This is a genomic window from Sulfuritalea sp. (genome assembly GCF_017302275.1).
Classification (GTDB): domain Bacteria; phylum Pseudomonadota; class Gammaproteobacteria; order Burkholderiales; family Rhodocyclaceae; genus Sulfuritalea.
In genome coordinates this window covers 52,400-78,126 of record NZ_JAFLDR010000003.1, presented here as the reverse complement: position 1 = coordinate 78,126, position 25,727 = coordinate 52,400, and the positions used below count along the sequence as shown (strand labels likewise).

Here is a 25,727-nt window from a genome sequence, read left to right as displayed (position 1 = left end):
ATGGAAAACACGGTATTCATCATCGACGACGACGCCTCCGTGAGGGATGCGCTGGGCCTCATGCTGGGCCTGCACGGCTTCCGTTGCGCGGTGTTCGCCGACGCCGCGAGTTTCCTGGCGGCCTGGCGCGCCGACTGGCAGGGCTGCCTGATCATCGACATACGCATGAAAGGCATGGACGGCCTGAGCTTGCAGCGCGAACTGCAGACACGGGGCTGCGCCATCCCGGTCGTCATCATCACCGGCCATGGCGACATCGGTAGCGCCAGAGAGGCGTTCCGCTCGGCGGCGATCGATTTCCTGGAAAAGCCGCTCGACGAAGCGCGCCTGATCCAGGCCATCAACGAGGCCTACGGCCAGCAGTCGGCGACGCTGCGCAGCCAGCTTCAGCAGGACGGCTTCGTGCGCCGGCTCACCGAACTGACGCCGCGCGAGCGCGAAGTCATGGAACTCGTCATCGCCGGCCGGCACAATCGCGAAATCGCCGATCTGCTGGGCATCAGCGCGCGCACCGTTGAAGTGCACAAGGCCCGGATGATGGCCAAGCTCGGGGCGACCAGCGTTCCGCAACTGGTCCGGATCAGCCTGGGCGTGGCCGACGACTCCTGATTGTCGCCATAGTCTTGAGCCGGCATCGGTGAACTTGAAACCGCCGTTCGGGCTGAGCTTGTCGAAGCCCTGCGTGCCCTTCGACAAGCTCAGGGCGAACGTTCAAGAGGTTTCAGCCGGATCAATAGCGGTCCCGTACTGCCTCAGAAGCACTGCAGCATGTTGTTTTCGCAGTAGAGCCTTTTGAGATAGGCCAGCCCGATCCAGCACCAGAACAGCAAGGCGAAGGCAACATAGGGCAGGTGCCGGTCGATGACCTGCGGCGGGGTCACCTTGCGCACCACCTTCAGCACCGGCGCGGTGATGATCAGGAACAGCTTGTACATGGTGTTGTCATGACGCCGGCTGCCCGCCAGCAGGGCCAGCAGGCCCTGGCCGAGGAGGAACAGCATGGCGACTTCCGCCAGCGCGCGCAGCACGCCGAGGATGAGTAGTTCCGGGTGGCTCATGGTATGTTTCGGTCTCCGTTATCTTGCCTGGGCATTTTCATGAATTACGAGCACTGGCGGCATTATGCCCGCGGCTGGCTGTTCCATTTTTTCGGTCGCGAGGACGCCGCATTCGAAGCCTACCTGACGGCCTTCCGCAACAACCCGCAGGACGTGCAATCGGCGCGACACCTGGCGGCGATCGCCGCCAAGCGCAAGAACTACGAGGTCGCGATCAAGTGGTTCGAGGCGGCCCTGGCCTTGACGCCGGACGACGGCGCCAACTGGTTCAACCTCGGCTACGTCTGCGAACACGCCGGCAAGCCGAAGGAGGCGATTGCCGCGTTTGCCGAGGCGGTGCGACTGGTGCCGGCGCAGGACATGGCTTGGTACGGCATGGGCCTGGCCCACGCGCGGTTGGGGCAGCACGACGAAGCGGTCAAGGCCCTGGAAAAGGTGGTCGAACTGCAGCCCATGAGCGGCGAAGGCTTCTACCAGTTGGGCATGGCCTACCATCATGCCAACCGTCCCGACGACGTGACGGCTATCGTCAAGCGCCTGGTCGCCTTCGAGCCCAAGCGGGCAAGGAAGCTGGTAAAGGACACCGCGCGAGCCGACTTGATGAAACTCATTCCCGAACTTCCTTTCTGATATTTGCATCCGCCGCCGACGCAAAAAGTCGGCGCTGGCGACACGGCGAACAAGGCGCGATCCGGGCGGAACATACTCCTCAAGGGTACCGTCCAGCCACCCCCGCGAGACATATCCCACCAGGGGGTACCGTCTGGCTCTCCGAGCCAGACATAAAAAAACCGGCCCGCGGTTTCCCGGGGGCCGGTCAAATGAGGGTGGGTATGCTCCCTAGCCCTCCTCCTCCTCCATAAGACTTATCAGGCGCCCTTGGTGTCGATGTCGCCTTCCAGGCTCGGATAGCGCACATGGTCGACCAGTTCCTGGATTTCCTTGCTCGGTGCCGGGGAAATCAGGCTGCCGATGATGATGCCAAGGAAGCCGGCGGGAATGCCGAAGGTGCCGGCAGAGATCGGGTTGATGTCCCACCACTTCGGTGCATTGACGCCGAAGAAGGGATAGGTCATGTACATGTAGTAGGCGCAGATGCCCAGACCCAAGCTCATGCCCAGCACCGCACCCAGATAGTTGGCACGTTTCCAGAACACGCCCATCACCAGCGCCGGGAAGAAGCCCGAGGCTGCCAGCGAGAAGGCCGCGCCGACCAGGAACAGGATGTCGCCCGGTTTCAGGCTGGTGACGTAAGCGGCCGTCAGGGCCACTACGAGCAACAGACCCTTGGACACCGCGATACGGCGCACCGTCGAGGCGTTCGGGTCGATCATCTTGTAGTACAGGTCGTGCGACATCGCGTTGGCGATGGTCAGCAGCAGGCCGTCAGCGGTGGAAAGCGCCGCTGCCAGACCGCCGGCAGCAACGAGGCCCGAGATCACGTAAGGCAGGCCCGCGATTTCCGGGGTTGCCAGCACGATCAGGTCGCCGCCGATGACGATTTCCGCCAGCTGCACGATGCCGTCCTTGTTGATGTCGGCGATGTTCATCAGCGTCTTGTCTACCGTGGACCAGTTGCTGACCCAGGCAGGCAACGCCGAGAAACTCGACCCCACCAAGTTGCTGTACACCTCGAACTTGGCCAGGATGGCCAGCGCCGGTGCCGTGAAGTACAGCAGGAAGATGAAGAACAGACCCCAAAACACCGAAACGCGCGCCTCATGCACCGAAGGCGTGGTGTAGTAGCGCATCAGGATGTGCGGCAGGGCGGCGGTTCCGATCATCAGACACGCGATCAAAGCGAGGAAGTTCTTCTTCGCGATGCCGCGGTTCTTCTCGACCTCTTCCGGCGTCTTGCCGCCAACGCCGAAGGCTTCGGCATGGCGCTTGGTCGGCGCGGCGCGAGCGCCGACTTTCTTCTCGGCCTCCCAGGCTTTCTTTGCCGCAGCGGCATCGGCCGGGAAGTCCTTGACGGCCTTCTCGGCGGCTTCGATCGCCTTGGCATCGGGCGTGGCTTCGGCCTTGAGGGCCGCGACCTTGTCCGTCAGCTTCTGCTTCTCGGCGGCGAGGAAAGCCGGGCCGTCCTTCTCCAGGCCTTTCAGCTTGGTGTCGGCGGCGGCGGCACGCTCGCGGAATATGGCGCGCACCGACTCTTCCTTGGCACCCTTGGGCGTGGCCTTGTCGTTGAACTCGGCTTCCAGCGCCGTCACCTTGGGCAGGGCCGAGGTGTAGGCGGCGATCTGCGGGATCGGCACGCCGGTATGCTTCACCGACAGCCAGACCACCGGGATCATGTAGGCCACGATCAGGATGATGTACTGCGCCACCTGGGTCCAGGTCACCGCCTTCATGCCGCCGAGGAAGGAGCAGACCAGGATGCCGGCCAGGCCCACGAAGACACCGACCTGGAACTCGAGGCCGGTGAAGCGCGAGGTGATGATGCCGACGCCGTAGATCTGCGCGATCACGTAGGTGAAGGAGCAGGTGATGGCGGCGATGACGCCGATGAAGCGCGGCAGATGGCCGCCGAAGCGCGCACCGAGGAAGTCCGGAATCGTGAACTGACCGAACTTGCGCAGGTAGGGCGCGAGCAGGATCGCCACCAGGCAGTAGCCGCCGGTCCAGCCCAGCACGAAGGCCAAGCCGTCGTAGCCGGTCAGGTACAGGGTGCCGGCCATGCCGATGAAGCTGGCCGCCGACATCCAGTCGGCGCCGGTCGCCATGCCGTTGAACAGCGCGGGCACGCGCCGGCCGGCAACGTAGTACTCGCCGACCTCCGCCGTCTTCGACATGAAGCCGATGCCGGCATACAGGGCGATGGTGGCGAACAGGAAGATGTAGCCGAGGATCTTGTTCGGCACGCCCATCTGTTCGAGGATGCCGACGACGATGACGAAGGCGACGAAGCCACCCGTGTAGAAGCTATAGTACTTCTTCAGGTTGGCATTGAATTGCGATTGGGTAACGGCACTCATCAGTCGAGCTCCCCTTCATGGACACCGTATTCCTTGTCCAGGTTGTTCATGTAATAGGCGTAATAGGCGATGATCGCGACGTAGATGATCAAGGAGCCTTGCGCCGACATGTAGAAGCCCAGGGGGCCGATGAAGTTGATTTCATTGAGTTCGCGGGCGAACCAGCCCATGACGAACGTGGCCACGAACCAGAGGACAAGCAGGATCGTGCTTATCTTCAGGTTGATGTTCCAGTACTGCTTGTGCTTCTCCGTGAGTTGCATGTAGCACTCCTCCTTTTGGTCTTGCGGCGAACCGGAACAGTCCGCCGTTCCTGAGGCGCACTCCGGGTTTTCCCTGTGTCGCGCGCCCGCCATATTCCCGGAGCAGTACTACCGAAGGCCCATGCCAGCGCCAATTGCCCCAAGATAGGGCAATTGTCGACCATCCTTCCTGACGGGAAGCTTACAGCCCGACCGGAAATCCGCTGGAGGCTGCCCTGGCGGCCCGTGGCGGCGGCGCGTCACGGGACTGCGCACGGCGCGGAAAGCTGACGCGGAACAGGCAGCCCTGGCCGTTGCTGCCTTGCAGCAAATCGATCCGGGCCTGGTGCAGTTCGGCGATTTCTGCGGCGATCGGCAGGCCCAGGCCGCTGCCTTCGGCATCGGTACCCAGCACCCGGTAGAAGCGCTCGAACACGCTTTCGCGCTCTTGCGCCGGGATACCGATGCCATCGTCCTCGACCTCGATCAGCGCCAGGCGACCACCGCGCACGCGCACGGTGACGTGCCCCCCCGGCGGGGTGTACTTGATCGCGTTGTCCACCAGGTTGATCAGCAGTTCGCGCAGCAGCAGGGGCACGCCGTTGATCATCAGCGGACTGCCGTGGTCCTCGAAGCCGAGGTCGATGCGTTTGGCCATTGCCCGCACCACCCAGTCCCCGGTGACTTCGCGGGCCAGTGCGTCGAGGTCGAGCGGCACCACCTGGTGCAGCTTTTCGTGGCTGGCCTCGGTGCGCGCCAGGATCAGCAACTGGTTGATCATGTGCGCGGCGCGGTCGGTGCTCTCGGCGATCAGTTGCAAGGCATGGCGCATCTGCGCCGGATCGGTTTCCGAGAGCGCGATTTCGGTCTGGGTCTTGAGCCCGGTCAGCGGCGTGCGCATCTGGTGCGCGGCCTGGGCGATAAAGCGCTGCTGCGCCTGCAGGTTTTCTTCCAGCCGGCCCATCATCTGGTTGAAGGCCACCACCAGCGGGCGCACTTCGTCGGGCACGCGGGTGACAGGTATCGGCGATAGATCGGATGGCCGCCGGCGATGGATGCGCTCCTGCAGCAGGCGCAGCGGGGCGATGCCGCGCGTGAGCCCCATGTAGACCAGGATCACGGCCAGCGGAATGATGGCAAATTGCGGCAGCAGGACGCCGGAAATGATGCTGGAGGCCAGCGCCTCGCGCTTGTGCAGCGTTTCCGCGACCTGCACCAGCGCGGGGGGAACCCCCTTCCTGACCGGAATGAAGGCGTAGGCTACGCGCACAGCGTCGGCATCGATGCGATCGTCGCGGAACAGCACCTTGCCCGGCTCGATCTTTTCCGGCAGCGGTGGATAGGCGATTTCGCGGTCGCCATGGATCACCCGGGTATTGGGGCCGACCACCTGGTAGTAGAGCGTGTCGCTCTCGTCGGTGCGCAGCACCGTGCGCGCCGCCGCCGGCAGGTTGACCGTGACGCGGTCGCCATCCACCTTGACCAGTTGCACGATGGCGGCGACGTTGTCGCCGAGGTGGTGGTCGTAGGGCTGGTTGGCGATGAATCCGGCGACGTGGTTGGTGGCGGCAATCGAGATCGGCCACAGCAGCAGCAGCGGCGCCAGCATCCAGTCGAGGATCTCGCCGAACAGAGAATTCGGGTATTCGAAACTGACGAAGGGATTGTTGCCCTGGGCTCCGCTACTTACCGGTTTGGCCGCAGCCGCGCCTGCGGCCTTGGCGGGCGAGGATGGGCGCCGCATGCCGAGGATGCCGCGGCGCCGGCCGGCATCAGGCTTTGTCATCGGCCGTTTCTGCGGGTTTCTCCAGGCAATAGCCGAGGCCGCGCACGGTGGTGATACGGGCGCCGCCCGGTTCGAGTTTCTTGCGCAGGCGATGGATATAGACTTCGATCGCGTTGTTGCTGACTTCCTCGCCCCAGCTGCAAAGCTGGTCCACCAATTGTTCCTTGGCGACCAGGCGACCTGCGCGCAGCAGCAGGATTTCCAGCAGCGCCAGCTCGCGCGCCGAAAGCTCGACGATCTCTCCGTTCAGCCGCGCCATGCGCTCGGACTGGTCGTAGGAAAGCGGGCCGACTTCGATCCGGGTCGGATTGCCGGTGCCGCGCCGGGTCAGTGCGCGCGCCCGGGCGAACAGTTCGGGCAGGGCGAAGGGCTTGGTCAGGTAGTCGTCGGCGCCGGCATCGAGGCCGCGCACCCGGTCTTCGACGCCGTCCTGCGCCGTCAACACCAGCACCGGCATGGTCACTTTGCGCGCGCGCAGGCGCTTGAGCACATCGATGCCCGACAGGCGCGGCAGGCCCAGGTCGAGGATCAGGAGGTCGTATTGTTGGGACAGCAGGGCGGTATCGGCGTCGGCACCGTTATTCACGTGATCCACGGCATAACCGGATTTGCGCAAGGCGGCGATCAGGCCCTGCGAAATGATGCGGTCGTCTTCGGCGAGCAGAATTCTCATGGCGGCGGATGTCTGAACGAGTTTCCGGGTAAGTCTCGAATCAGCGCCAGCTTGCCACAGATCAGGCCTTTGGCAGGCGGGCGCTGACGCTGAACCAGAATTCGTCGGCCTTTTTCCGCCCGGCCATGGCCTGGATGACGTCGCGACACTTCTGCAACCGCTCGGTGAGTTCGTCGAGTCCCTTGCATTTTTCCACCAACACCGTCAGGTCGTCCGCGCTGGGGCCGAGGTAGGCCACCAGCGCGCGGCAGGCGTAGCTTGACGCGGATTTGACCGAGACCTCGACCGCGGGCTGGGCAGGGGCGCTTGCCGGCGCGGCCGCGGCGACGGGCGGCTCCGCGGGCGCGTCACCGGTGCCCGGGGTGGTTTCGATGTAGCCGCCGGCCAGCAGGTCGTTGAGGATGCCTTCGCTGGTCGGATGGGTGTTCTTTTCCAGCAGGCCACGGCGGGTGGTCTTGTCGTCGACCATGATCAGCATGGTTCGCTCGCGAAGTCCGAGTTTGTTGGCGCGAGTCGCCACCTCGGTCCGTCCCTTTTCAGTCTTGCGATAAATGCCATCGCTGCCCACTGGACACCTCCTCTGACTTTAGGGGTATGGGCGAAATAATAGCCTGTCCGTTGCCGGATCGGGAAAATCGCTGCGCCACCAATGCATCCGCCATGCATTCGCCGTGTCGCCGGCGCCGACTTTTTGAACCCGAAATGGAAAACCCCCGACCTTGTTTCCAGAGTCGGGGGTTTCGATATGCACGGTCCAGTAGGAAGGGGGTACGGGGGGAACCAGGGTTCCCCCTGTTCCTAACCTTGTCCGCAGGACATGTATTCGACGCCGTCGATTACATGTCCATGCCACCCATGCCACCCATGCCACCCATGCCGCCCATGCCGCCCATGCCGCCCATGCCGCCGGCCGGCTTGTCTTCGACCAGCTCGGCCACCATGCAGTCGGTGGTTAGCATCAGGCCGGCCACGGAGGCGGCGTTCTGCAGCGCGTAGCGGGTCACCTTGGTCGGGTCCAGCACGCCCATTGCCACCATGTCGCCGTACTCGCCGGTGGCCGCGTTGTAGCCGAAGTTGCCCTTGCCTTCGAGCACCTTGTTGACCACCACGCTCGGTTCGTCGCCGGCATTGGCGACGATTTCACGCATCGGCTGCTCGAGGGCGCGCAGCACGATCTTGATGCCGGCATCCTGCTCGTGGTTGTCGCCCTTGAGCGAAATCGCGGAACGGGCGCGCAGCAGGGCCACGCCGCCGCCGGCGACGATGCCCTCTTCAACGGCGGCACGCGTGGCGTGCAGCGCGTCTTCGACGCGGGCCTTCTTTTCCTTCATTTCCATTTCGGTGGCGGCACCGACCTTGATCAGCGCCACACCGCCGGCCAGCTTGGCCACGCGCTCCTGCAGCTTTTCCTTGTCGTAGTCGCTGGTGGCTTCCTCGATCTGGGCGCGGATCTGCGTGACGCGGCCCTTGATGGTGTCTTCCGAACCGGCGCCGTCGATCAGGGTGGTGTTCTCCTTGCCCACTTCGACGCGCTTGGCCTGGCCCAGATCCTTCAGGGTGGCCTTTTCCAGGGTCAGGCCGACTTCCTCGGCGATCACCGTGCCGCCGGTCAGGATGGCGATGTCTTCCAGCATCGCCTTGCGGCGGTCGCCGAAGCCCGGGGCCTTGACGGCAACGGTCTTGAGGATGCCGCGGATGTTGTTCACCACCAGGGTGGCCAGCGCTTCGCCATCGACGTCTTCGGCGACGATCAGCAGCGGACGACCGGCCTTGGCGACTTGTTCCAGCACGGGCAGCAGGTCGCGGATGTTGGAGATCTTCTTGTCGTGCAGCAGGACGAAGGGATTGTCGAGGATGGCGATCTGCTTGTCCGGGTTGTTGATGAAGTAGGGCGAGAGGTAGCCGCGGTCGAACTGCATGCCTTCGACGACCTCCAGCTCGTTCTGCAGCGACTTGCCGTCTTCGACGGTGATCACGCCTTCCTTGCCGACCTTGTCCATCGCGTCGGCGATGATCTTGCCGACATCGGCGTCGGAGTTGGCCGAGATCGAGCCGACCTGGGCGATTTCCTGGGTCGTGGTGCAGGGCTTGGAAATCTTCTTCAGCTCTTCGACGACCGCGAGGACGGCCTTGTCGATGCCGCGCTTGAGGTCCATCGGGTTCATGCCGGCGGCGACGAACTTCATGCCTTCGCGGACGATGGACTGGGCCAGCACGGTGGCGGTGGTGGTGCCGTCACCGGCGACGTCCGAGGTCTTGGAAGCGACTTCCTTGACCATCTGCGCGCCCATGTTCTGGAACTTGTCCTTGAGCTCGATTTCCTTGGCGACCGAAACGCCGTCCTTGGTTACGGTCGGCGCGCCGAAGCTGCGCTCGAGCACGACGTTGCGGCCCTTGGGGCCGAGGGTGACCTTGACCGCGTCGGCCAGGATGTTAACGCCGGCCACCATGCGCTGACGCGCGGAATCGCCGAAAAGAACTTCTTTAGCTGCCATTTGTATGTATCTCCTGTAGTTCTGTGGGGATTAGAGCTCAACCACGCCCATGATGTCTTCTTCGCGCATGACGAGAAGTTCCTCGCCATCGACCTTGACGGACTGGCCGGAGTACTTGCCGAACAGCACGCGGTCACCGACCTTGAGTGCCATCGGACGGACCTTGCCGTCGTCCTGGATCTTTCCGGCGCCGACGGCCTTGACTTCGCCCTGGTCGGGCTTTTCGGCGGCGTTGTCGGGAATGACGATGCCGGAGGCGGTGCGCTTCTCTTCCTCGAGGCGCTTGACGATCACGCGGTCATGCAAGGGACGAATCTTCATGGACTTGCTCTCCTCTTCAAACGGGTTGTTACAGACAAGAAACCTGAGCGGCCAGGCCGCCGGGTGGACAGAAGCGAGAGAGTGTTAGCACTCATCGCAAACGAGTGCTAATAATAGGGCCTTGTTGCCACTTGTTCAAGTAGGGGACGCCAAATATTGTCCCCGCGCGCCGCCAGTGGCGCACGGTCGCGGTAGGCGGACCGTGCCTGCATCCGGTGCTGAAGGCGATACCGGGCGTCTGAGCCAGGTACCGGCCAGAGCGGCCGTGGACCGGCGCCGGCCCAGGCCGCTTCAGGTCAGTCGGTCGTTGCGGTAGTCGCCTACGGCCTGCTCGATTTCCTCGCGGGTGTTCATGACGAAGGGGCCGTAGTGTGCAATCGGCTCATGCAGCGGACGCGCGGCAAGGAGAAGGAAGCGGGCCGGGCCGCCCGCTGCCCGGATTGCTACCGGCCCATCTCCGCCCAGCACGCCGGCGGACTGCGCCGGTAACCGGCGCGCGTCTGCTTCCTCGCCGATGGCGAGGCTGCCTTCGTAGGCGTAGACAAACGCGCTGTGGCCTGTGGCGACGGGATGGCTGAAACTGCCACCTTCCGGCAAGCGCACGTCCATATATAGCGGCTCGGTGGTGATGCCTCGCACCGGGCCGGCGACCTCGTCGGCACCAACGTCGATTTGCCCGGCGATCACGCGCACTTCGCCCCCGCCGGCCAGTGCCACGGTCGGAATTTCGTCGGGGCGGATGTCGCAATAGGACGCCGGCTTCATCTTCTCCGCCGCCGGCAGGTTGATCCAGAGCTGGAAGCCGCGCATGCGGCCGCGTTCCTGCTGCGGCATCTCGGAATGGATGATGCCGCGCCCGGCCGTCATCCATTGCGCGCCGCCGGGCAGCAGGTTGCCGCGGTTGCCGAGGTGGTCCTGGTGCAGCATGTGGCCGTCGAGCATGTAGGTTACGGTCTCGAAGCCGCGATGGGGGTGGGACGGAAAGCCGGCGATGTAGTCGTCGGGATCGTCCGAGGAGAATTCGTCGAGCATCAGGAATGGGTCGAGGCGAGCTTCCGGCGCACGGCCCAGGCTGCGACGCAGGTTGACGCCGGCGCCATCCGAGGTGGCGACGGCGGGAATGATCTGCTGCAGGCGACGGCTGGACATGGAATTCTCCTGGGGGCGATAACGTCAAGATGGCCCCGGACGCTTTACATCGCAAGTATCATGGCCGCACTACGTTGTTGCGGAAAGTGTTCCATGACCACCCTGATCCTCGGCCTGCTGCTGTTTCTCGGTGTGCACTCGGTGCGCATGTTCGCCGATACATGGCGTAGCGCACAGATCGCCCGGATCGGTGAATTGCGTTGGAAGGGCGTGTACTCACTCTTTTCTGCCGCAGGATTGGGCCTGATCATTTGGGGCTACGGGTTGGCGCGAGCCGGCGATGTGGTGCTCTGGGCGCCACCGACGCCGATGCGCCACCTGGCGGCGGGATTGACCCTGCCGGCCTTTATCCTTCTGGTGGCCGCCTACCTGCCGGGCAGCCACATCAAGGCCAGGGTCGGCCATCCGATGGTCGCCGGGGTCAAGCTCTGGGCTCTGGCCCATTTGCTGGCCAACGGCAACCGCGCCGATGTCGTGCTGTTCGGCGCCTTCCTCGCCTGGGCGATAGCGAACTTCATCGTGGCGCGCCGCCGCGATCGCCTTGCCGGCCGCAGCTATCCCGTCTGCGGCTGGACGCGGGACGCCACGGTGGCAGCCGTCGGCGCGCTGGCCTGGGCCGTGTTCGCACTCTGGGGCCACGCCTGGCTGATCGGCGTGGCGCCGTTCCGCGTCTGACGCGACTTTGACGCCCGCTCATCGACCGGGCGTCAAAGTCGCGTCAGACGTCTTCGATGACCCGCCCCCTCCCGGCCTCCCCCTCGCGGGGGAGGGGGTTGATTCGCTCGCTCTGCTCGTCGAAGACAATCGGTGTGCAACGCGCGCTTCAGCTATGCGTCGAACGGCTCGCCGGTGGCGAAGAAGTTGCCGCCGGCCTGATAGTGGATGCTGCGCCGCTGTGCATCGGGGAAATGCCAGCGACCGTTGGCGAACACCTCGGGGTCGGCCCAGGCGGCGACCACTTCACCGAAGAACAGATCGTAGCTTTTCTGGATGTGCGGCTCGGGAATCACGCGGCATTCCAGCCAGGCCAGGCAATCGTCGATCAGCGGCGCCTTGACCACGGCGGCCGCCGTGCTGCCAGCGCCGACTTTTGATATTTTGTCGATGCCGCGTCCGCTTTCGCTGCCCACAGCCAACGTCAAGGCGGCGATCCTGCGCGACGGCACGTTGAGCACGAACTCGCCCGAGGCCTCGACCAGTTCGCGCGTCAGCGTGGATTTGTCGATCACCACGGCGACCTTGGGCGGATCGAAGTCCAGCGCCATGTTCCACGCGGCCGCCATCACGTTGCGCCGGTCGCCGTGGGCGCTGGAAACCAGCACGGTCGGCCCGTGGTTGAGCAGCAGGTAGGCCTTGGGCAAGGGAACCGCGACGCGCCCGCTCACCGAACTACCCTCCCCCCAGCCCCCTGCCCAAGGCAGGGGGTGATGGCGGTCTGCCGCTGCGCGGCTCCGTCTGTTGGCTGCGCCACCCTTGGGGCGGCCCGGCGGGGGGCGCTCATGCTGTCTTCTCCCCGGCGGCGCGGCGCGCGGCGAAGTCGACGAACCACTGCAGGCTCGCCGGATTGGCCATTGCATCCGGGTTGGCCACCGTTTCGATGGCTTGGCCGAGCAGCAGCTTCTTCACCGGCAACTCCATCTTCTTGCCCGAAAGCGTGCGCGGAATTTCCGCCACGGCAAAGATTTCGTTGGGCACATGGCGTGCCGAGAGCGCGACCCTGATGCGCTCGCGCAGCAGGGCTTCCAGCGCCCGCGTCAGTTCATGGCCGGGGCGTATGACGACGAACAGCGGCATGTAGCTTTCGCGCCCCAGGTATTCGAGGTCGACCACCAGGCTGTCGAGGATTTCAGGTATTTCCTCCACCGCGCGGTACAACTCGCTGGTACCCATGCGGATGCCGTGGCGGTTGATGGTGGCATCCGAGCGGCCGTAGATGATCGCGCCGCCGCGCGGCGTGATGCGAATCCAGTCGCCGTGGCGCCAGGCGCCGGGATACATGTCGAAATAGCTTTCGCGGTAGCGTGCGTCGCCGGGATCGTTCCAGAACATCAGCGGCATCGATGGCATGGGCGCGCTGCAGACCAGTTCGCCGACTTCATCGACCAGCGGCCTGCCGGCCTCGTCCCAGGCTTCGACCTTGGCGCCAAGGCAGCGGCATTGCATCTCGCCGAGGTATACCGGCAGTGTCGGCACGCCGCCGACGAAGCAGCCGGCGAAATCGGTGCCGCCGGAAACCGGGTTGAGCCAGATGTCACTTCGGACGTGGTCGTAGATCCACTGGTAGCCCTCGGGCGGCAGCGGCGAACCGGTGGACCCGATGGCGCGCAGGGCCGAGAGATCGGCGACATCATTGGGCTCGACATGCGCCTTGAGGCAGGAAAGGAAGAAGGCCGCGCCGGCGCCGAAAAACGTGACCCGCGTTTCGCCGACGAAGCGCCACAGGGCATTCCAGTCCGGCCAGCCGGGATTGCCGTCGTAGATGCAGACCGTGCTGCCCATCAGCAACCCGGCAACCTGGCAGTTCCACATGACCCAGCCGCTGCTGGAATACCAGTGGAAGCGGTCTTCCGGACCGAGGTCGAAATGGAAGGCGCACATCTTGACGTGCTCGACCACGATGCCGCCCTGCGTATGCACTATGGGCTTGGGCAGGCCCGTGGTGCCCGAGGAATAGACCACCCACAGCGGATGCTCGAAAGGCACCTGCGCCACCCGCAGCGGCGCATTGCCGGCCGTGGCCCGGGTCCAGCTCGTGCAGTGGTCAAATTCGGCAGGATCGGCTTGCGGGTCCATGCCGGGCAGCAGCACCAAGTGGGCGATGCTCGGCAACTCGGCCAGCAGTTGGTGGATCAGTTCGCGCCGGTCGAAGTTCTTGCCACCGTAGCGGTAGCCATCGACGGCGATCAGTACCTTGGGCGCGATCTGGCGGAAACGATCGACCACAGCGATGCGCCCCATGTCGGGCGAGCAGGCCGACCAGATCGCGCCGATGCTGGCGACCGCGAGGAAGGCGATCACGGTTTCGGGAATGTTGGGCAGGTAAGCGACGACGCGGTCGCCGCGCTCGACACCCATGCCGCGCAGGGTCGCCGCCAGGGCGCCGACCTGGCGCTGCAACTCGGCCCAGGCGATCTCGCGGTTCTCTCCTGCTTCGTTGCGCGAGACGATGGCCGGGCGCGCCGCCGTGGCGTGGCGGAAGACCTGGTCGACGTAGTTCAACGTGACGCCTGGGAACCAGCGCGCGCCGGGCATCCTTGCCTCGGCCAGTACCCGACCGCGCGGCGTCGCCGCCGGAATCGCGAAGTAGTCCCAGATCGCCGACCAGAAACCCTCGAGGTCGTCGACCGACCAGCGCCAGAGTGCGTCGTAGTCGGCGAAACGCAGTCCGCGCTCGCGCTCCAGCCAGTCGCCGAAGGGCGTCAGTTTCGCCGCGCGTGCTGTCTTTGCCGACGGATGCCAGGCGGGTGATTCCATCGGGTTGTTCCCCTTTTTGCCTTGCCACCGATTCTATAGGCCATCGGCGCAAGCCGGCGACGGTAACTGCGCGCTAAGATCGCGCCATGCGACTATTTTTACCCTTGCTGGCCTGCTTGCTTGCCCTGGGCGCCCGCGCCGACGAGTTGCCGCCATCCGTGATGCACGCCCTCAAGTCCGCCGGCATACCGGTTTCGGCTACCGCCGCCTGGGTCCGGGAGGTCGATGCCGCGTCGCCGCGCCTGGCGGTGAATGCGCGCACGGCGCTGAATCCGGCCTCGACCATGAAGCTGGTCACCACCTATGCCGCGCTCGACCTGCTGGGTCCGGCCTACGTCTGGAAAACGGAGGCGTTTGCGGGCGGTACCTTGAGCGAAGGTGTGCTCACGGGTGACCTGCACCTGCGCGGCGGCGGCGACCCGAAGCTGACCTACGACCAGTTCGGGCGCCTGCTGCGCCAGATACGCGCGCGCGGCATCCGCGAGATACGCGGCGACCTGGTGCTCGATCGCGGCGCTTTCCTCACGGCCAACGGCGATCCGGCACGTTTCGACGCGCAGCCGATGCGCCCCTACAACGTCGCGCCCGACGCGCTGCTGGTCAATTTCAAGGCGGTGACGCTGCAACTGGTTCCCGACCCGCAGCAAAAGACCCTGCTGGTCAGCGCCGAGCCGGCGCCGGCCAACCTCGACCTGATCAACAAGACCACACTGGGCACCGGCAATGGCTGCGGCGACTGGAAGGAGCGCCTGCGCGCCGACGTGTTCGCGCACGGGCCGACCACGCGCCTGGTGCTGACCGGTGTCTTTCCGCCGGGCTGCAGCGAGCAGCGCTGGAACATCGCGGTAATGGACCATCCCCAATTCGTGCTTGGCGTCTTCCAGCAACTGTGGGCCGAACTGGGCGGCAGCATGTCGGGAGGCGTGCGCGACGGCCCGGTGCCGGCCGACGCCCGTCCGCTTGCCGTGCTGCCATCGCCGACTCTTGCCGAAGTAGTGCGCGACATCAACAAGTTCTCCAACAATGTCATGGCGCGCCAGTTGTTTCTGACGCTGGGCATGGAAGCCGGGCGCCGTCCCGCCGGCACCGAGGATGCCGACGCCGCGATCCGTGCCTGGCTCGATGCGCGCGGCCTGGCACTGCCCGAACTGGTGCTGGAAAACGGCTCGGGCCTGTCGCGCCGTGAGCGGATTTCCGCCGAGGGCCTCGGCCGCGTGCTGCAGGCGGCATGGAAAAGCGCGGTGATGCCGGAACTGGTCGCGTCGCTGCCGGTGACGGCGACCGACGGCACCATGCGCAAGCGGCTGAAGCAGAACGGCGTCGCCGGCCAGGCCCACATCAAGACCGGTTCGCTCGAAGGCGTGCGCAGCATTGCCGGCTGGGTGCTGGATCGCAGCGGACGGCGCTGGATCGTGGTTTTCTTCGTCAACCACCCCCATGCCGGCGGCGCGCAGGCGGCCCAGGACGCGCTGCTGGAGTGGGTTTACGCGGGGCGTGGAACGTGAAGCGCCTGCTGCTGCTCGCCGCCGCATTCGGCTACATGGTGCTGCTGATCGAGGCGATCCGCGCCGCCGTCGCCTGGTGGCAGGGTGAGCTGGCGCAGCCTGGCTGGGCCGACATCGCGCTGATCGCCTTGTTGCCGGGGCTGGCCTGGATCTGGTGGCGCTACATCTCGCCCTTCGGCCGCGCATGCCCGAAGTGCGCACTGCCGCCCGAACCCGGCAAGGGTCAGTGATGGGCAGCTCGGCGTCGCCGAAGATCCGGAACCCCTGTCCCTGCGGTCGGCCGCTGCCGTACGCCGCCTGCTGCGGCCGCCACCACGCCGGGCTCGTGGCGCCGGACGCCGAAACCCTGATGCGCTCGCGTTACTGCGCCTATGCACGGGGACTGGAGGACTACCTGCTGGCGACCTGGCATGCCTCGACCCGACCGTCGGCTCTGGATCTGGCTACCGAACCGGTGCCGAAATGGCTGGCACTCGAGCTTCGCGCCCATGCGGAAAACGGCGATACGGCCACGGTGGACTTCGTCGCCCGCTTTCGCGTCGGCGGACGCGGGCAACGCCTGCATGAAGTCAGCCGTTTCGTTCGCGAAGACGGTCGCTGGTACTACCTCGACGCCCTTGCCGGGTAGCGCCGCGCGGTCCTTGCAACAAGTTGTTGCAAATTCGCGTTGAACCGATCGGTTCCGGCCCAATCTATCCGTTCATGTCGCCAGACGCAAACCGCAAGGAAAGACCCATGCAGCCCGATGCAATAATTAAATTTCTCGCCGATTCAAGCCGTTACTTCAGTCGGTAAAATGTCGCTCCCCCGGCGGCCGGTTTCCTCCCTCCGGCCGCCCGAAGGCCCCGCACATGCGGGGCCTTCGCCTGTCATCGAGGCATGATTCTGGACATGTGATATCCAGCCACAGCAATCAAGCAATGCAGGAGCCGCAAATGACCCGGCACGCCATGAGCCTCATGGATGTTCTCGCCCCTCCCGGAAACGACTGGTTGAAAGATCTGTCGCGCCGCAAGACAGACCTGCCGGCCGGTGTGAAGATCGTTCGCTTTAGCGACGGCGACGACGAGTTTGCCGAAAAGGACGAAAGCCCGAAGGCGAAGCGGCGCCGGGTAAAGTCACTTGCGGCTTGAATTCCGGCCGACGGGCGCCGGCGCAGACAGCTAAAGCAGCTTCTCGATGTCGGCCGCCATGTCCTCGGGCTTGTGCGACGAGGAATAGCGCCCGACCACCCCGCCCTCGCGATCCACCAGGAACTTGGTGAAATTCCACTTGATGGCTTCGGTGCCGAGCAAGCCGGGCGCCCCCTCCTTGAGAAAGGCAAAGATGGGGTGGGTATCGTCGCCGTTGACGTCAACTTTGGCGAACATGGGAAAAGTTACGTCGTAGGTGAGGCTGCAGAACTCGCCGATGGCCGCTTCGTTGCCGGGTTCCTGGCCGCCGAACTGGTTGCAGGGAAAACCCAGTACCGTCAGTCCGCGCTCGCCATACTTGCGCCAGAGCGCCTCCAGCCCGGCGTACTGTGGCGTAAAGCCGCACCCGCTGGCGACATTGACAAACAGCAGGACCCTGCCCCGGCAGTCCCCCATCGACCGGATGGAACCATCAAGGGCCTTGGCCGACAACTTGTAGAGCGCGTTCATCATTTCTCCTCGTCGAGTGTCACGGCATGGCGTTTCAGGTCGGCCAGGCGCACGACCTCGAGCGCCGCGGCGGAAGTCGCCTCCAGCACGACCTGCGGTGCCTTGCCGGCCTGCAGGGCTTCCTGCCAGCGCGCAGAGCACAGGCACCAGCGCTGGCCGGGCTTCACACCCGGAAATTCGAACTCGGGATGCGGCGTGGAAAGATCATTGCCGCGCGACCGGGAAAAGGCAAGGAATTCGGCTGTGGCGACGATGCATACGCCGTGGTTGCCGACATCCTCTTCCGTCACCTGGCAGTCGCCGGTGCGGAAGAATCCCGTCATGGGGTCGACGCTGCAGGGCTGGAGCAGGCCACCCAATACATTCTTTGCCAGATCGTGCATGTCGTTCTCCGCTGTCGGTTCCGATTATCGACCACGAAGAGCTTAACAAGTTTGCGCCAGATAAAAAAATGGCCCGCGATGCGGGCCAATTCGTTATCGCCGTGAATGGATTTCGAGTCCAGGCGCTGGATTCAGCGGTCAGTGCCGGGTTGGCTTGCCCGTGTTTTGTCTGCGGCCGGCCCTGCGGGCCTTAACCTGCCGATGGAACTGGCAGGTTAGCCTGCGACGAGGCACGGACAAGGGTCCGCGGCCCTCGGGCCTTACAGGCCCGCATCCGCGCGCAGCGCGGCGGCCTTGTCCGTATTCTCCCAGGTAAATTCCGGCTCGTCCCGGCCGAAGTGGCCGTAGGCGGCGGTCTTTTCGTAGATCGGACGCAGCAGGTCGAGCATCTGCACGATGCCCTTCGGCCTCAGGTCGAAGTGCTTCTTCACCAGTTCGGCGATGGTGGCGTCGGCGACCTTGCCGGTGCCCTGCGTGGTGACCCAGACCGAGGTCGGCTCGGCGACACCGATGGCATAGGAGATCTGCACCAGGCACTTGCTGGCCAGGCCGGCGGCAACGATGTTCTTTGCCACGTAGCGGCCGGCATAGGCGGCGGAACGGTCGACCTTGGACGGGTCCTTGCCGGAGAAGGCGCCGCCGCCGTGGGGCGCCGCACCGCCGTAGGTGTCGACGATGATCTTGCGCCCGGTGAGGCCGCAGTCGCCCTGCGGGCCGCCGACGACGAAACGGCCGGTCGGATTGACCAGGTACTTGATCTCGCCCTTGACGAGTTCCTTCGGCAGGATGGGCTTGATGATTTCCTCGATCACGGCTTCGCGGATTTGCGGCAGCTCCATGTCGGGTGCATGCTGGGTAGAGATGACGACGGTATCGATGGAATGCGCCTTGCCGTCCTGGTACTTGATGGTGACCTGCGACTTGGCGTCGGGGCGCAGCCACGGCAGGCGGCCGTCGCGGCGCAGCATGGCCTGGCGCTCCACCAGGCGGTGCGACAGGTAGATCGGCAGCGGCATCAGCACCGGGGTTTCGTCGCAGGCGTAGCCGAACATCAGGCCCTGGTCGCCGGCGCCCTGGTTGAGGTTGTCGTCGTAGGCCTTGTTCACGCCCTGGGCGATGTCCGGGCTCTGCTTGTCGTAGGCCACCAGCACGGCGCAGCCCTTGTAGTCGATGCCGTACTCCGTGTTGTCGTAGCCGATGCGCTTCAGCACATTGCGCGCAATGCCGATGTAATCGACGGTGGCATTGGTGGTGATCTCGCCCGCCAGCACGACGAGGCCCGTGTTGCACAGGGTCTCGGCGGCGACGCGCGAATGTTTGTCCCGCGCCAGGATGGCGTCGAGGATGGCGTCGGAAATCTGGTCGGAAACCTTGTCCGGATGGCCTTCGGAGACCGATTCGGAAGTGAAGAAATACTCTTGTGCCATTTGTCCTGCTCCAAAAAGCAAACGCCCCATGCTTGGCGAGGCCAGCTATGGGGCGGGAGCAGGCGACGCTTTAGCGATATTTGTTTTCCGACCGGCGACGTTCGTCGGGGTCTTCTCCGCCTCGCAAGTTGTCATTTAACTCGGCGGATCGGCGCGCATTGTAGGCCAGGAGCCGCGGGGCCGTCAAATCGGGGTGCCGAGGCCCTAAACTGCGCCCATGTCCTGGCTGCTCCAGTTCTGTGCCGCGCGCGCCGCCTTCGCCACCATGTTCACCGCCTGGTCCGCGGTACTGCCCTTGCTGCGCACCGACTGGCAGATGACGGCCTGGCAGGCCGGCATGGTGCAGTCCGCCTATCACGTCGGTTTCCTGGTTTCGCTGTTTTCGGTGGGCTTCCTTTCCGACCGTTTCGGCGCGCGCCGCATCTACCTGCTGACCGGGGCCGCGGCGGTTGCCAGCGGCTTGCTGTTCGCCTTCCTGGCCGAAGGCTTCGCCTCCGCGCTGCTGCTCTACGGGCTGACCGGGCTGTGTTCCGGCGGTTCCTATACGCCGGGCCTGGCCATCGTCGCCCAGCGCATGCCCGAGCGCCGCGGCCTGGCGCTGGGCTTCTACCTCGCCGCCGCTTCGCTCGGCTACGCCGTCGGCCTGCTGATCGCCAGCGCAATGATTCCGATCGCTGGCTGGCGCGGCGGCTTCGTCGTCACCGCGCTGTTTCCCTTGTTTGGCCTCGGCCTCGGCTGGTGGGCGCTGCGCGACGTGCCCAACGTGGTGCACGCCCTGCCGGACGGCCACGGCACGCGCAGCCGCATCGGCGAAGTGCTGCGCAACAAGCCGGCGATGCTGTCGATCTGGGGCTATACCTTTCATGCCTGGGAACTGCTCGGCCTCTGGGCCTGGCTGCCGGCCTTCCTCGCCGCTGCGGCGCTGGCCGGCGGCAGCGGTGGCGCCGAGGCGGTGAGCCTCGGCGCCACGCTGAGCGCGCTGACCTACCTCGCGGCGGTGGTCGGCAGCGTGATCGGCGGTTCGCTCTCGGATCGCTACGGACGCACCACGATCACGCTGCTGATGGCGGTCTGCAGCCTGGCCTGCTCCTTCAGTTTCGGCTGGATGGTCGGCATGCCGATGTTCCTGCTGGTCGCCGTGGCGATCTTCTACAACGTCACGGGCGTCGGTGATTCCTCGATCCATTCGACGACGCTGACCGAGCTCACCGATCCGCGCTACCTCGGCGCCGCCTACTCGTTGCGCTCGGTGCTCGGTTTCGGCGCCGGCGCGATCGCGCCGTGGGTGTTCGGTCTGGTGCTCGACTGGGGCCGTGCCGGCAGCCTGCCGGAGCACGTGATATGGGGATTGGCGTGGTCGACGCTGGGCATCGGTGGCCTGCTCGGCCCGGTGGTCATCTGGCGCTTGCGGCGCATGCCAGAGGCGGCGAAGCTGGCGAACGGCAAGCGCTGACGGGATTTTCGGCAGGTGACGATCTTCGGGAATCGCCCGGTCGCCCTGCGGGCGGAACCGTTCGCTGGCAAGCGGATCGAACGCTCGTTTTCGGGTACGCTCACGGCTGGATGGTGGCCCATTCGGGTTGCCGCCGCTTCATCGAAAGGAATGCCGATGCTCCCGACACCCGCCACGCCGGAAGCAGCGAAAGATCCATGGGGCGGAGCCTGGGACCCATCATGGAATTTCGTACCGTAATTTTCTACCTCGCGCTCCTCGCGATTATCGGATCCGTCGCGGAACTCTATGTACGCATGAACCGGATTGGCGAAAACATCGAGAAGATCAAGGGCGTGGTCGTGCGCAAGAAGCCACGACTCGGAGCACCCTTCGCGCTGCTGATCGCCTCCATCGTCGTGGCCGCAGTGACGTTTCCGCGCTGATCCCTGCGACGGAAGGTAGGCCGCTGCTCCCGTTTGCGTTGAGCAGGCAGCCGGTGATCAGGCAGTCGCTTTCCGTTTCCGGCGGCGTGAGACAAGGCCGAGCAATCCCAGTCCTGCCAGCATCATTGCGTAGGTTTCGGGTTCGGGAACCGGCGCGACGTTCGCGCCGTGCTGGTTGATCGCGTTGAGGAGGAACTGTCGGCCCATATGGTCCGGGTCCGCCGCGTTGTGCATGAAGTAGGTATCCGCAAACGCGATGACCGTTCCTTGCCCGAACTGCTTGGAAACCGCGAACAGTTCGTTCGGGTTCAGGCCGCTGGTGGCCAGCGTGGTGTAGGGGCCTGCCACCGAGTCGATCCAGCCACGGTTATTCACGGCCCACCCCGACCCCGACACGCCATTGGCGAGATAGGGATCGGACGGATCGGTCACGAACGCGACACCGGCGTTGTAGTTTGCCGCCATGCCGCCCATGGTGATTCCGAACGCGGTCGTGTAGGAATTGAACGACGGCGTGAAACCGCCATGCTCACCGGAGAAAATGACCGTGCCGCCGTTGGATACCCAATTGGTCAGGGCGCTGACCTCGGCGCTTAGCGCCGGACCCGACAGGGCGAAGAACGGTTCGAAGGTGCTGGTCAGGAAGACGTCGACGCCACCGAGGAAGCTGGCATCGATGCTGTTCGAGCCGACCAGCGTGTGCCCGTCAGCATTGAGTACCGACCGGATCTCGGAATAGCTGCTTCCACCCGGTAGCCATGCGTTGGTCCTCGAGTTGCCCAAGGTGCCGATCGTCAAGGCCTGCGCCGAAGCGGTGGCCAACAGCCCCGCAGTGAGCAGAAAGCTGCGTTTGAATTTCATGACGCTCCCCATCTGAAATGTCGTCGGAATTCTTCCCTGCTCCTCGAGCAGGGTCAATAGCTCCTTCGGGCTAACGGGTCGGATGGGCGAAGCCGCGCTTGCTGTTCGCGATGAAGGCGCTCAATTCGCTCACCGGCGGACTGTCCATCGCCGCCATGCGCGCCAGCGCCTCTTCGAGAGGGACGCGCGAGTAGAGCATGCGATAGGCTTCCTTCAGCGCCGAAATGTCCTCGCGCGAAAATCCATTGCGCTTGAGTCCGACCAGGTTGAGGCCGCGGGCGCGGCCCGGGTTGCCGTCGGTGATGCAGAAGGGCAGGGCGTCCTGCACCACTTTCGACGACAGGCCGACCATCGCGTTGCGGCCGATTCGGCAGAACTGGTGCACCGTCACCGCTGCGGATATGAAGGCCTTGTCATGCACCACCACCTCGCCGGCGATGCCGGCGGTGTTGGCCATGATCACGTGGTTGCCGACGCTGCAGTCGTGCGCGACGTGGCTGTAGGCCATCAGGAAGCAGTGGTCGCCGAGCCGGGTGACGCTGCCCTGGCGCGAACCGCGGTGCACCGTGACGCCTTCGCGCAGCCAGTTGTCCTCGCCGATCTCGGTGTAGGAAACGCAGTCCGCCGCGAACTTGAAATCCTGCGGGTCGCCGCCGATCACCGCGTGCTCGGCGACCCGGCTGCGCGCGCCGATGCGCGTGTGGCGCTTGATCACCGCATGCGCGGCGACTTCGCAATCGTCGCCGAGGACCACATCCTCCTCGATCACTGCGAAGGGCCCGATGCGGACATTCGCACCGAGCCTGGCGTCGGCGGCGATGACGGCGGTTGGGTGGAAACTCACGTCAGCGCCTGGCGGATGGCGCCGACGATGCGGCGGATCTGCTCGTCCTTCAGCATCGGCGAGATGGGCAGCGACAGGCAGCGTCGGGCGACGCTCTCGGTGACCGGCAGGCGCACGTCGCCATGCGTGGCGGCGAACATTTCCTGCCGGTGCAGCGGTACCGGGTAATACACGGCGCAGGCGATGCCCGATTCGGTCAGCACTTTCTGGATGATGTCGCGCCGGTCGGAAAGTATCGTGTACTGGTGATAGACGTGGCGCCCGTGGCCGTCGGCGAAGGGCGTCTCGACCAGGCCCGCCAGTTCCTGGTTGTAAAAGTCGGCGATGGCGATACGGCGCTTGTTGAAGTCGTCCAGGCGGCGCAGCTTGATGCGCAGGATCACGGCCTGGATTTCGTCGAGCCGTGAGTTGTAGCCGAGCACATGGTGGTGGTAGCGCACGCGCGAGCCGTGGCTGGCCAGCACGCGCAGCTCGGCCGCCAGCGCATCGTCATCGGTGATCATCAGGCCGCCATCGCCGAAGGCCGAGAGGTTCTTCGACGGATAGAAGGAGGTGCAGCCGATGTCGCCGTAGGTTCCCGACTTGCGGCCGGCGTAGTCGGCACCAAAGGATTGCGCCGCGTCCTCGATCAGCTTCAGGCCGTGCTTCTCGCACAGCGACTTGAGCGGCGCCAGATTCACCGGCTGGCCGAACAGGTGCACCGGCACGATGGCTTTCGTCTGCGGCGTGATCGCGGCCGCGACCTGGTCGAGGTCGAGGTTGAAGCTGCGCGGATCGATGTCCACGAACACCGGCTTAGCCCCGCACATGACCACGGTCGACGCGGTGGCGACGAAGGTGAAGGGCGTGGTGATGACTTCGTCGCCGGGGCCGAGCCCTATGGCGCGCAGCGCGATCAGCAGCGCGTCGGTGCCCGAGGCGCAGGAGATCCCGTGCTTGACGCCGGCATAGGCCGCGGCTTCCGCTTCGAAGGCCTTGACGTTGGGGCCGCCGATGTACTGGCAGGCGGCCAGCGCCTCGCACACGGCGGGTTCGATTTCGTCCTTGAGCAAGGCGTATTCGGCCTTGAGGTCCAGCATGGGGATGTTCATTGGATTCCTTGCTTCGACATCAGTCGTTCGATTTCGAGGGCCACGGCCAGCGCCTCGCGTCCGTCGCGGCCGCTGCAGGTGCCGCCGGGCACGGCTTCGCCGCGCACGCTGGCGACGAAGGCCTGGATCTCGCTCAGCAGCGCGTCGCCGGGCGGCTCGATGCGGCTTTCGCTGTCGATCGGGGATTCATTTGTGTCACCTGCGTCAATGATTGCATCGCGCTTCCTGGCGAAGCCGAGCTTGCGCTCGCCGAAATCGACCGAGAGGTATTCGTGGTGCTGGAAGATGCGCATGCGCCGCAGGCTCGCCGTCGACGCGCGGCTGGCGGTGATGTTGGCGACGCAGCCGCTGGCGAACTCGATGCGCGCGTTGGCGATGTCGATGCCCTCCGTCAGCACCGCCACGCCGGAGGCGCGCAGGTCGGCGATCGGGCTCTGCACCAGCGGCAGGATCAGGTCGAGGTCGTGGATCATCAGGTCGAGCACCACCGAGACATCGATGCCGCGCGGCTTGAAGGGCGCCATGCGGTGGGCCTCGATGAACAGCGGGGTGGCTATCCTGTCGCGCACCGCCAGCCAGGCCGGGTTGTAGCGTTCGAGGTGGCCGACCTGCAGCATGCGCCGGCCGGCAGCGGCCAGGGCGATCAGCTCGTCGGCCTCGGCCACGGACACCGTGATCGGCTTTTCCACCAGCACGTGCAGGCCGGCAGCGAGGCAGTCGCGGGCGATGCGGTAATGGCTTTCGGTGGTGCTGGCGATCGACACCAGGTCGACCTTGCCGGCGAGTTCCGCATGGCCGGGAAGCGCGGCGGTGCCGAGTTCCCGGGCCACGGCGGCGGCGCGCTCGGGATCGGGATCGACCACGCCGACCAGTTCGACATCGGGCAGGGCGGCGTATTTTTGCGCGTGGAAGCGCCCGAGGTAGCCGACGCCGATGACGGCGGCACGGAGGAATTTGGACATAGGCGATAATTCTACTTTCTCCCCCGCTTCCCTGCCCGCCCCCACAGCCACCAGTCTCCGCGAATCGCCGTGTTACCCGCCCTGTTCCGCTTCCTCGCCCGCCTGCCGCTGCCGCTGCTGCACAACCTCGGTGCGCTGGCCGGCTGGCTGGCGTGGCTGGCTTCGCCGACCTACCGGCGCAATTTCCGGCTGCATATCCGGCAGGCAGGAATGATGGAGGCGAAGGCCGAGGCGATCGCCGAAGCCGGCAAGGCGCTGCTGGAACTTCCGAAGATATGGCTGCGCCCGCAGGACGAAGTGATCGAACGCGTGGTGCGAGTCTCCGGCTGGGAACTGGTGGAAGCGGCGTGGGAGGCCAAACGCGGCATCGTGTTCCTTACCCCGCATCTGGGCTGTTTCGAGATCACCGCGCAGTACTACGCCGCGCGCAAGCCGATGACCGTGCTCTACCGGCGGCCCAAGCAGGACTGGCTGGCGCCGTTGATCGAGGAGGGGCGCGGGGCGAACCTCAAGCTGGCGCCGGCGGATCTCTCCGGGGTGCGCCGCCTGCTCAAGGCGCTCAAGGGCGGCGAGGCCGTCGGCATGCTGCCCGACCAGGTGCCGGGCAACGGCGAAGGAGCCTGGCTACCGTTCTTTGGCCGTTCCGCCTACACCATGACGCTCGCCGCGCGCCTCGCCCAATCCGTACCCGGCGGCGCCACCGTGCTGCTGGCCTATGCCGAACGCCTGCACTACGGCGCCGGCTACTACCTCAAGCTGTTTCCGCTGTCGGCGCCACTGGCAGGCGACCTTACGCAGCGCGCCGCGCAAATCAATCGCGAACTCGAAACGCTGATCCGCCAGTGCCCCGGGCAATACCTCTGGGGCTACAACCGCTACAAGGTGCCGGCGGGCGCGCAGTCGCCGCAAACGGATTGACGTGGAACTGGGGAATCGGCGGGCGGTGATATCGAGCGCAGC

General features: G+C 65.3%; 28 protein-coding genes. 10 read left to right on the top strand and 18 right to left on the bottom strand.

Features of this window, described 5'->3' with window-relative positions:
- Nucleotides 1-609, top strand: coding sequence for a response regulator (locus J0M27_RS02570; protein WP_294987153.1), 609 nt, complete (start codon nucleotides 1-3; stop codon nucleotides 607-609).
- 143 nt (nucleotides 610-752) lie between these two features.
- Here J0M27_RS02570 and J0M27_RS02565 read toward each other — a convergent pair whose 3' ends face one another.
- Nucleotides 753-1,058: a hypothetical protein gene (locus J0M27_RS02565; RefSeq protein WP_294987151.1), complete on the bottom strand. Its 306-nt coding sequence runs from the start codon at nucleotides 1,056-1,058 to the stop codon at nucleotides 753-755.
- Nucleotides 1,059-1,097: 39 nt separating this feature from the next.
- On the opposite strand from J0M27_RS02565, the gene J0M27_RS02560 reads away from it, so the two are divergent.
- Complete coding sequence (locus J0M27_RS02560; protein ID WP_294987149.1) at nucleotides 1,098-1,688, top strand: tetratricopeptide repeat protein; 591 nt, start codon at nucleotides 1,098-1,100, stop codon at nucleotides 1,686-1,688.
- A 239-nt stretch (nucleotides 1,689-1,927) separates the two neighbouring features.
- Here J0M27_RS02560 and J0M27_RS02555 read toward each other — a convergent pair whose 3' ends face one another.
- The 8 genes from J0M27_RS02555 to J0M27_RS02520 all read right to left on the bottom strand — a co-directional run bounded on the left by J0M27_RS02555 (nucleotide 1,928) and on the right by J0M27_RS02520 (nucleotide 10,699).
- A complete protein-coding gene (locus J0M27_RS02555; RefSeq protein ID WP_294987147.1) occupies nucleotides 1,928-4,033 on the bottom strand; it encodes a sodium:solute symporter family protein in 2,106 nt (701 codons plus the stop codon).
- Entirely contained in the window at nucleotides 4,033-4,296 is a 264-nt protein-coding gene (locus J0M27_RS02550; protein ID WP_294987146.1) for a DUF4212 domain-containing protein, read from the bottom strand. The genes J0M27_RS02555 and J0M27_RS02550 overlap by 1 nt, the downstream gene beginning before the upstream one ends.
- Nucleotides 4,297-4,477: 181 nt before the next feature.
- Entirely contained in the window at nucleotides 4,478-6,061 is a 1,584-nt protein-coding gene (locus tag J0M27_RS02545; RefSeq protein ID WP_294987144.1) for a sensor histidine kinase, read from the bottom strand.
- The gene (locus J0M27_RS02540; RefSeq protein ID WP_294987142.1) at nucleotides 6,048-6,734 is read right to left on the bottom strand and encodes a response regulator; all 687 of its coding nucleotides are present in this window, start codon (nucleotides 6,732-6,734) and stop codon (nucleotides 6,048-6,050) included. Before J0M27_RS02540 ends, J0M27_RS02545 begins: the two co-directional genes overlap by 14 nt.
- Nucleotides 6,735-6,795: 61 nt before the next feature.
- Nucleotides 6,796-7,302: a hypothetical protein gene (locus J0M27_RS02535; protein WP_294987140.1), complete on the bottom strand. Its 507-nt coding sequence runs from the start codon at nucleotides 7,300-7,302 to the stop codon at nucleotides 6,796-6,798.
- Between the two features lie 268 nt (nucleotides 7,303-7,570).
- On the bottom strand, nucleotides 7,571-9,229 hold the full coding sequence (gene groL, locus J0M27_RS02530; RefSeq protein ID WP_294987138.1) for a chaperonin GroEL: 1,659 nt from the start codon (nucleotides 9,227-9,229) through the stop codon (nucleotides 7,571-7,573).
- Nucleotides 9,230-9,259: 30 nt separating this feature from the next.
- A complete protein-coding gene (locus J0M27_RS02525; protein WP_294987136.1) occupies nucleotides 9,260-9,550 on the bottom strand; it encodes a co-chaperone GroES in 291 nt (96 codons plus the stop codon).
- A 291-nt stretch (nucleotides 9,551-9,841) separates the two neighbouring features.
- Nucleotides 9,842-10,699, bottom strand: coding sequence for a pirin family protein (locus J0M27_RS02520; RefSeq protein ID WP_294987135.1), 858 nt, complete (start codon nucleotides 10,697-10,699; stop codon nucleotides 9,842-9,844).
- Nucleotides 10,700-10,792: 93 nt separating this feature from the next.
- Here J0M27_RS02520 and J0M27_RS02515 point away from each other — a divergent pair, with 93 nt between their 5' ends.
- Nucleotides 10,793-11,374, top strand: coding sequence for an NnrU family protein (locus J0M27_RS02515; RefSeq protein ID WP_294987134.1), 582 nt, complete (start codon nucleotides 10,793-10,795; stop codon nucleotides 11,372-11,374).
- A 152-nt stretch (nucleotides 11,375-11,526) separates the two neighbouring features.
- On the opposite strand, the gene J0M27_RS02510 is transcribed toward J0M27_RS02515, so the two are convergent.
- Nucleotides 11,527-12,084 (bottom strand): flavin reductase family protein, encoded by a 558-nt coding sequence (locus J0M27_RS02510; RefSeq protein ID WP_294987132.1) that lies wholly within the window; start codon nucleotides 12,082-12,084, stop codon nucleotides 11,527-11,529.
- A gap of 112 nt (nucleotides 12,085-12,196) precedes the next feature.
- Nucleotides 12,197-14,173, bottom strand: a complete 1,977-nt coding sequence (locus tag J0M27_RS02505; RefSeq protein WP_294987130.1) for an acetoacetate--CoA ligase — start codon at nucleotides 14,171-14,173, stop codon at nucleotides 12,197-12,199.
- Between the two features lie 86 nt (nucleotides 14,174-14,259).
- Between J0M27_RS02505 and dacB the strand changes: the two genes are divergently transcribed.
- The 4 genes from dacB (at nucleotide 14,260) to J0M27_RS02485 (ending at nucleotide 16,811) form a co-directional block, all read left to right on the top strand.
- The gene (gene dacB / locus J0M27_RS02500) at nucleotides 14,260-15,678 is read left to right on the top strand and encodes a D-alanyl-D-alanine carboxypeptidase/D-alanyl-D-alanine-endopeptidase (RefSeq protein WP_294987128.1); all 1,419 of its coding nucleotides are present in this window, start codon (nucleotides 14,260-14,262) and stop codon (nucleotides 15,676-15,678) included.
- Nucleotides 15,675-15,908 carry a hypothetical protein gene (locus J0M27_RS02495; protein ID WP_294987126.1) on the top strand — a complete coding sequence of 78 codons (234 nt, stop codon included), beginning with the start codon at nucleotides 15,675-15,677 and terminating at the stop codon, nucleotides 15,906-15,908. The genes dacB and J0M27_RS02495 overlap by 4 nt, the downstream gene beginning before the upstream one ends.
- Entirely contained in the window at nucleotides 15,908-16,306 is a 399-nt protein-coding gene (locus J0M27_RS02490; RefSeq protein WP_294987124.1) for a YchJ family metal-binding protein, read from the top strand. The genes J0M27_RS02495 and J0M27_RS02490 overlap by 1 nt, the downstream gene beginning before the upstream one ends.
- A gap of 307 nt (nucleotides 16,307-16,613) precedes the next feature.
- Nucleotides 16,614-16,811 carry a hypothetical protein gene (locus J0M27_RS02485; RefSeq protein WP_294987122.1) on the top strand — a complete coding sequence of 66 codons (198 nt, stop codon included), beginning with the start codon at nucleotides 16,614-16,616 and terminating at the stop codon, nucleotides 16,809-16,811.
- Between the two features lie 30 nt (nucleotides 16,812-16,841).
- On the opposite strand, the gene J0M27_RS02480 is transcribed toward J0M27_RS02485, so the two are convergent.
- The 3 genes from J0M27_RS02480 to metK form a co-directional block, all read right to left on the bottom strand.
- Nucleotides 16,842-17,321: a glutathione peroxidase gene (locus J0M27_RS02480; RefSeq protein WP_294987120.1), complete on the bottom strand. Its 480-nt coding sequence runs from the start codon at nucleotides 17,319-17,321 to the stop codon at nucleotides 16,842-16,844.
- Nucleotides 17,321-17,704 carry a DUF2237 domain-containing protein gene (locus tag J0M27_RS02475; protein WP_294987118.1) on the bottom strand — a complete coding sequence of 128 codons (384 nt, stop codon included), beginning with the start codon at nucleotides 17,702-17,704 and terminating at the stop codon, nucleotides 17,321-17,323. Before J0M27_RS02475 ends, J0M27_RS02480 begins: the two co-directional genes overlap by 1 nt.
- Before the next feature lie 260 nt (nucleotides 17,705-17,964).
- Nucleotides 17,965-19,131 carry a methionine adenosyltransferase gene (gene metK, locus J0M27_RS02470; protein ID WP_294987116.1) on the bottom strand — a complete coding sequence of 389 codons (1,167 nt, stop codon included), beginning with the start codon at nucleotides 19,129-19,131 and terminating at the stop codon, nucleotides 17,965-17,967.
- Between the two features lie 217 nt (nucleotides 19,132-19,348).
- Here metK and J0M27_RS02465 point away from each other — a divergent pair, with 217 nt between their 5' ends.
- Nucleotides 19,349-20,584: an MFS transporter gene (locus J0M27_RS02465; RefSeq protein WP_294987114.1), complete on the top strand. Its 1,236-nt coding sequence runs from the start codon at nucleotides 19,349-19,351 to the stop codon at nucleotides 20,582-20,584.
- 221 nt (nucleotides 20,585-20,805) lie between these two features.
- Nucleotides 20,806-21,009 carry a hypothetical protein gene (locus tag J0M27_RS02460; protein ID WP_294987112.1) on the top strand — a complete coding sequence of 68 codons (204 nt, stop codon included), beginning with the start codon at nucleotides 20,806-20,808 and terminating at the stop codon, nucleotides 21,007-21,009.
- Between the two features lie 57 nt (nucleotides 21,010-21,066).
- Here J0M27_RS02460 and J0M27_RS02455 read toward each other — a convergent pair whose 3' ends face one another.
- From J0M27_RS02455 to J0M27_RS02440, 4 genes are all read right to left on the bottom strand, one after another.
- Complete coding sequence (locus J0M27_RS02455) at nucleotides 21,067-21,870, bottom strand: PEP-CTERM sorting domain-containing protein (RefSeq protein ID WP_294987110.1); 804 nt, start codon at nucleotides 21,868-21,870, stop codon at nucleotides 21,067-21,069.
- A gap of 70 nt (nucleotides 21,871-21,940) precedes the next feature.
- Nucleotides 21,941-22,714, bottom strand: coding sequence for an acyl-ACP--UDP-N-acetylglucosamine O-acyltransferase (gene lpxA / locus J0M27_RS02450; protein ID WP_294987109.1), 774 nt, complete (start codon nucleotides 22,712-22,714; stop codon nucleotides 21,941-21,943).
- Nucleotides 22,711-23,805, bottom strand: a complete 1,095-nt coding sequence (locus J0M27_RS02445) for a DegT/DnrJ/EryC1/StrS family aminotransferase (protein WP_294987108.1) — start codon at nucleotides 23,803-23,805, stop codon at nucleotides 22,711-22,713. Before J0M27_RS02445 ends, lpxA begins: the two co-directional genes overlap by 4 nt.
- On the bottom strand, nucleotides 23,802-24,767 hold the full coding sequence (locus tag J0M27_RS02440) for a Gfo/Idh/MocA family oxidoreductase (protein WP_294987106.1): 966 nt from the start codon (nucleotides 24,765-24,767) through the stop codon (nucleotides 23,802-23,804). The genes J0M27_RS02445 and J0M27_RS02440 overlap by 4 nt, the downstream gene beginning before the upstream one ends.
- Nucleotides 24,768-24,836: 69 nt before the next feature.
- On the opposite strand from J0M27_RS02440, the gene J0M27_RS02435 reads away from it, so the two are divergent.
- Entirely contained in the window at nucleotides 24,837-25,685 is an 849-nt protein-coding gene (locus J0M27_RS02435) for a lysophospholipid acyltransferase family protein (protein ID WP_294987104.1), read from the top strand.
- Nucleotides 25,686-25,727 lie beyond the last annotated feature (42 nt).

Excerpts from the sequence above, each read along its gene's own strand:
- J0M27_RS02570 (WP_294987153.1), top strand. The coding sequence starts at position 1 with ATGGAAAACACGGTATTCATCATCGACGACGACGCCTCCGTGAGGGAT.
- J0M27_RS02565 (WP_294987151.1), bottom strand. The coding sequence starts at position 1,058 with ATGAGCCACCCGGAACTACTCATCCTCGGCGTGCTGCGCGCGCTGGCG.
- J0M27_RS02560 (WP_294987149.1), top strand. The coding sequence starts at position 1,098 with ATGAATTACGAGCACTGGCGGCATTATGCCCGCGGCTGGCTGTTCCAT.
- J0M27_RS02555 (WP_294987147.1), bottom strand. The coding sequence starts at position 4,033 with ATGAGTGCCGTTACCCAATCGCAATTCAATGCCAACCTGAAGAAGTAC.
- J0M27_RS02550 (WP_294987146.1), bottom strand. The coding sequence starts at position 4,296 with ATGCAACTCACGGAGAAGCACAAGCAGTACTGGAACATCAACCTGAAG.
- J0M27_RS02545 (WP_294987144.1), bottom strand. The coding sequence starts at position 6,061 with ATGACAAAGCCTGATGCCGGCCGGCGCCGCGGCATCCTCGGCATGCGG.
- J0M27_RS02540 (WP_294987142.1), bottom strand. The coding sequence starts at position 6,734 with ATGAGAATTCTGCTCGCCGAAGACGACCGCATCATTTCGCAGGGCCTG.
- groL (WP_294987138.1), bottom strand. The coding sequence starts at position 9,229 with ATGGCAGCTAAAGAAGTTCTTTTCGGCGATTCCGCGCGTCAGCGCATG.
- J0M27_RS02525 (WP_294987136.1), bottom strand. The coding sequence starts at position 9,550 with ATGAAGATTCGTCCCTTGCATGACCGCGTGATCGTCAAGCGCCTCGAG.
- J0M27_RS02520 (WP_294987135.1), bottom strand. The coding sequence starts at position 10,699 with ATGTCCAGCCGTCGCCTGCAGCAGATCATTCCCGCCGTCGCCACCTCG.
- J0M27_RS02515 (WP_294987134.1), top strand. The coding sequence starts at position 10,793 with ATGACCACCCTGATCCTCGGCCTGCTGCTGTTTCTCGGTGTGCACTCG.
- J0M27_RS02505 (WP_294987130.1), bottom strand. The coding sequence starts at position 14,173 with ATGGAATCACCCGCCTGGCATCCGTCGGCAAAGACAGCACGCGCGGCG.
- dacB (WP_294987128.1), top strand. The coding sequence starts at position 14,260 with ATGCGACTATTTTTACCCTTGCTGGCCTGCTTGCTTGCCCTGGGCGCC.
- J0M27_RS02490 (WP_294987124.1), top strand. The coding sequence starts at position 15,908 with ATGGGCAGCTCGGCGTCGCCGAAGATCCGGAACCCCTGTCCCTGCGGT.
- J0M27_RS02485 (WP_294987122.1), top strand. The coding sequence starts at position 16,614 with ATGACCCGGCACGCCATGAGCCTCATGGATGTTCTCGCCCCTCCCGGA.
- J0M27_RS02480 (WP_294987120.1), bottom strand. The coding sequence starts at position 17,321 with ATGAACGCGCTCTACAAGTTGTCGGCCAAGGCCCTTGATGGTTCCATC.
- J0M27_RS02475 (WP_294987118.1), bottom strand. The coding sequence starts at position 17,704 with ATGCACGATCTGGCAAAGAATGTATTGGGTGGCCTGCTCCAGCCCTGC.
- metK (WP_294987116.1), bottom strand. The coding sequence starts at position 19,131 with ATGGCACAAGAGTATTTCTTCACTTCCGAATCGGTCTCCGAAGGCCAT.
- J0M27_RS02465 (WP_294987114.1), top strand. The coding sequence starts at position 19,349 with ATGTCCTGGCTGCTCCAGTTCTGTGCCGCGCGCGCCGCCTTCGCCACC.
- J0M27_RS02460 (WP_294987112.1), top strand. The coding sequence starts at position 20,806 with ATGGAATTTCGTACCGTAATTTTCTACCTCGCGCTCCTCGCGATTATC.
- J0M27_RS02455 (WP_294987110.1), bottom strand. The coding sequence starts at position 21,870 with ATGAAATTCAAACGCAGCTTTCTGCTCACTGCGGGGCTGTTGGCCACC.
- J0M27_RS02445 (WP_294987108.1), bottom strand. The coding sequence starts at position 23,805 with ATGAACATCCCCATGCTGGACCTCAAGGCCGAATACGCCTTGCTCAAG.
- J0M27_RS02440 (WP_294987106.1), bottom strand. The coding sequence starts at position 24,767 with ATGTCCAAATTCCTCCGTGCCGCCGTCATCGGCGTCGGCTACCTCGGG.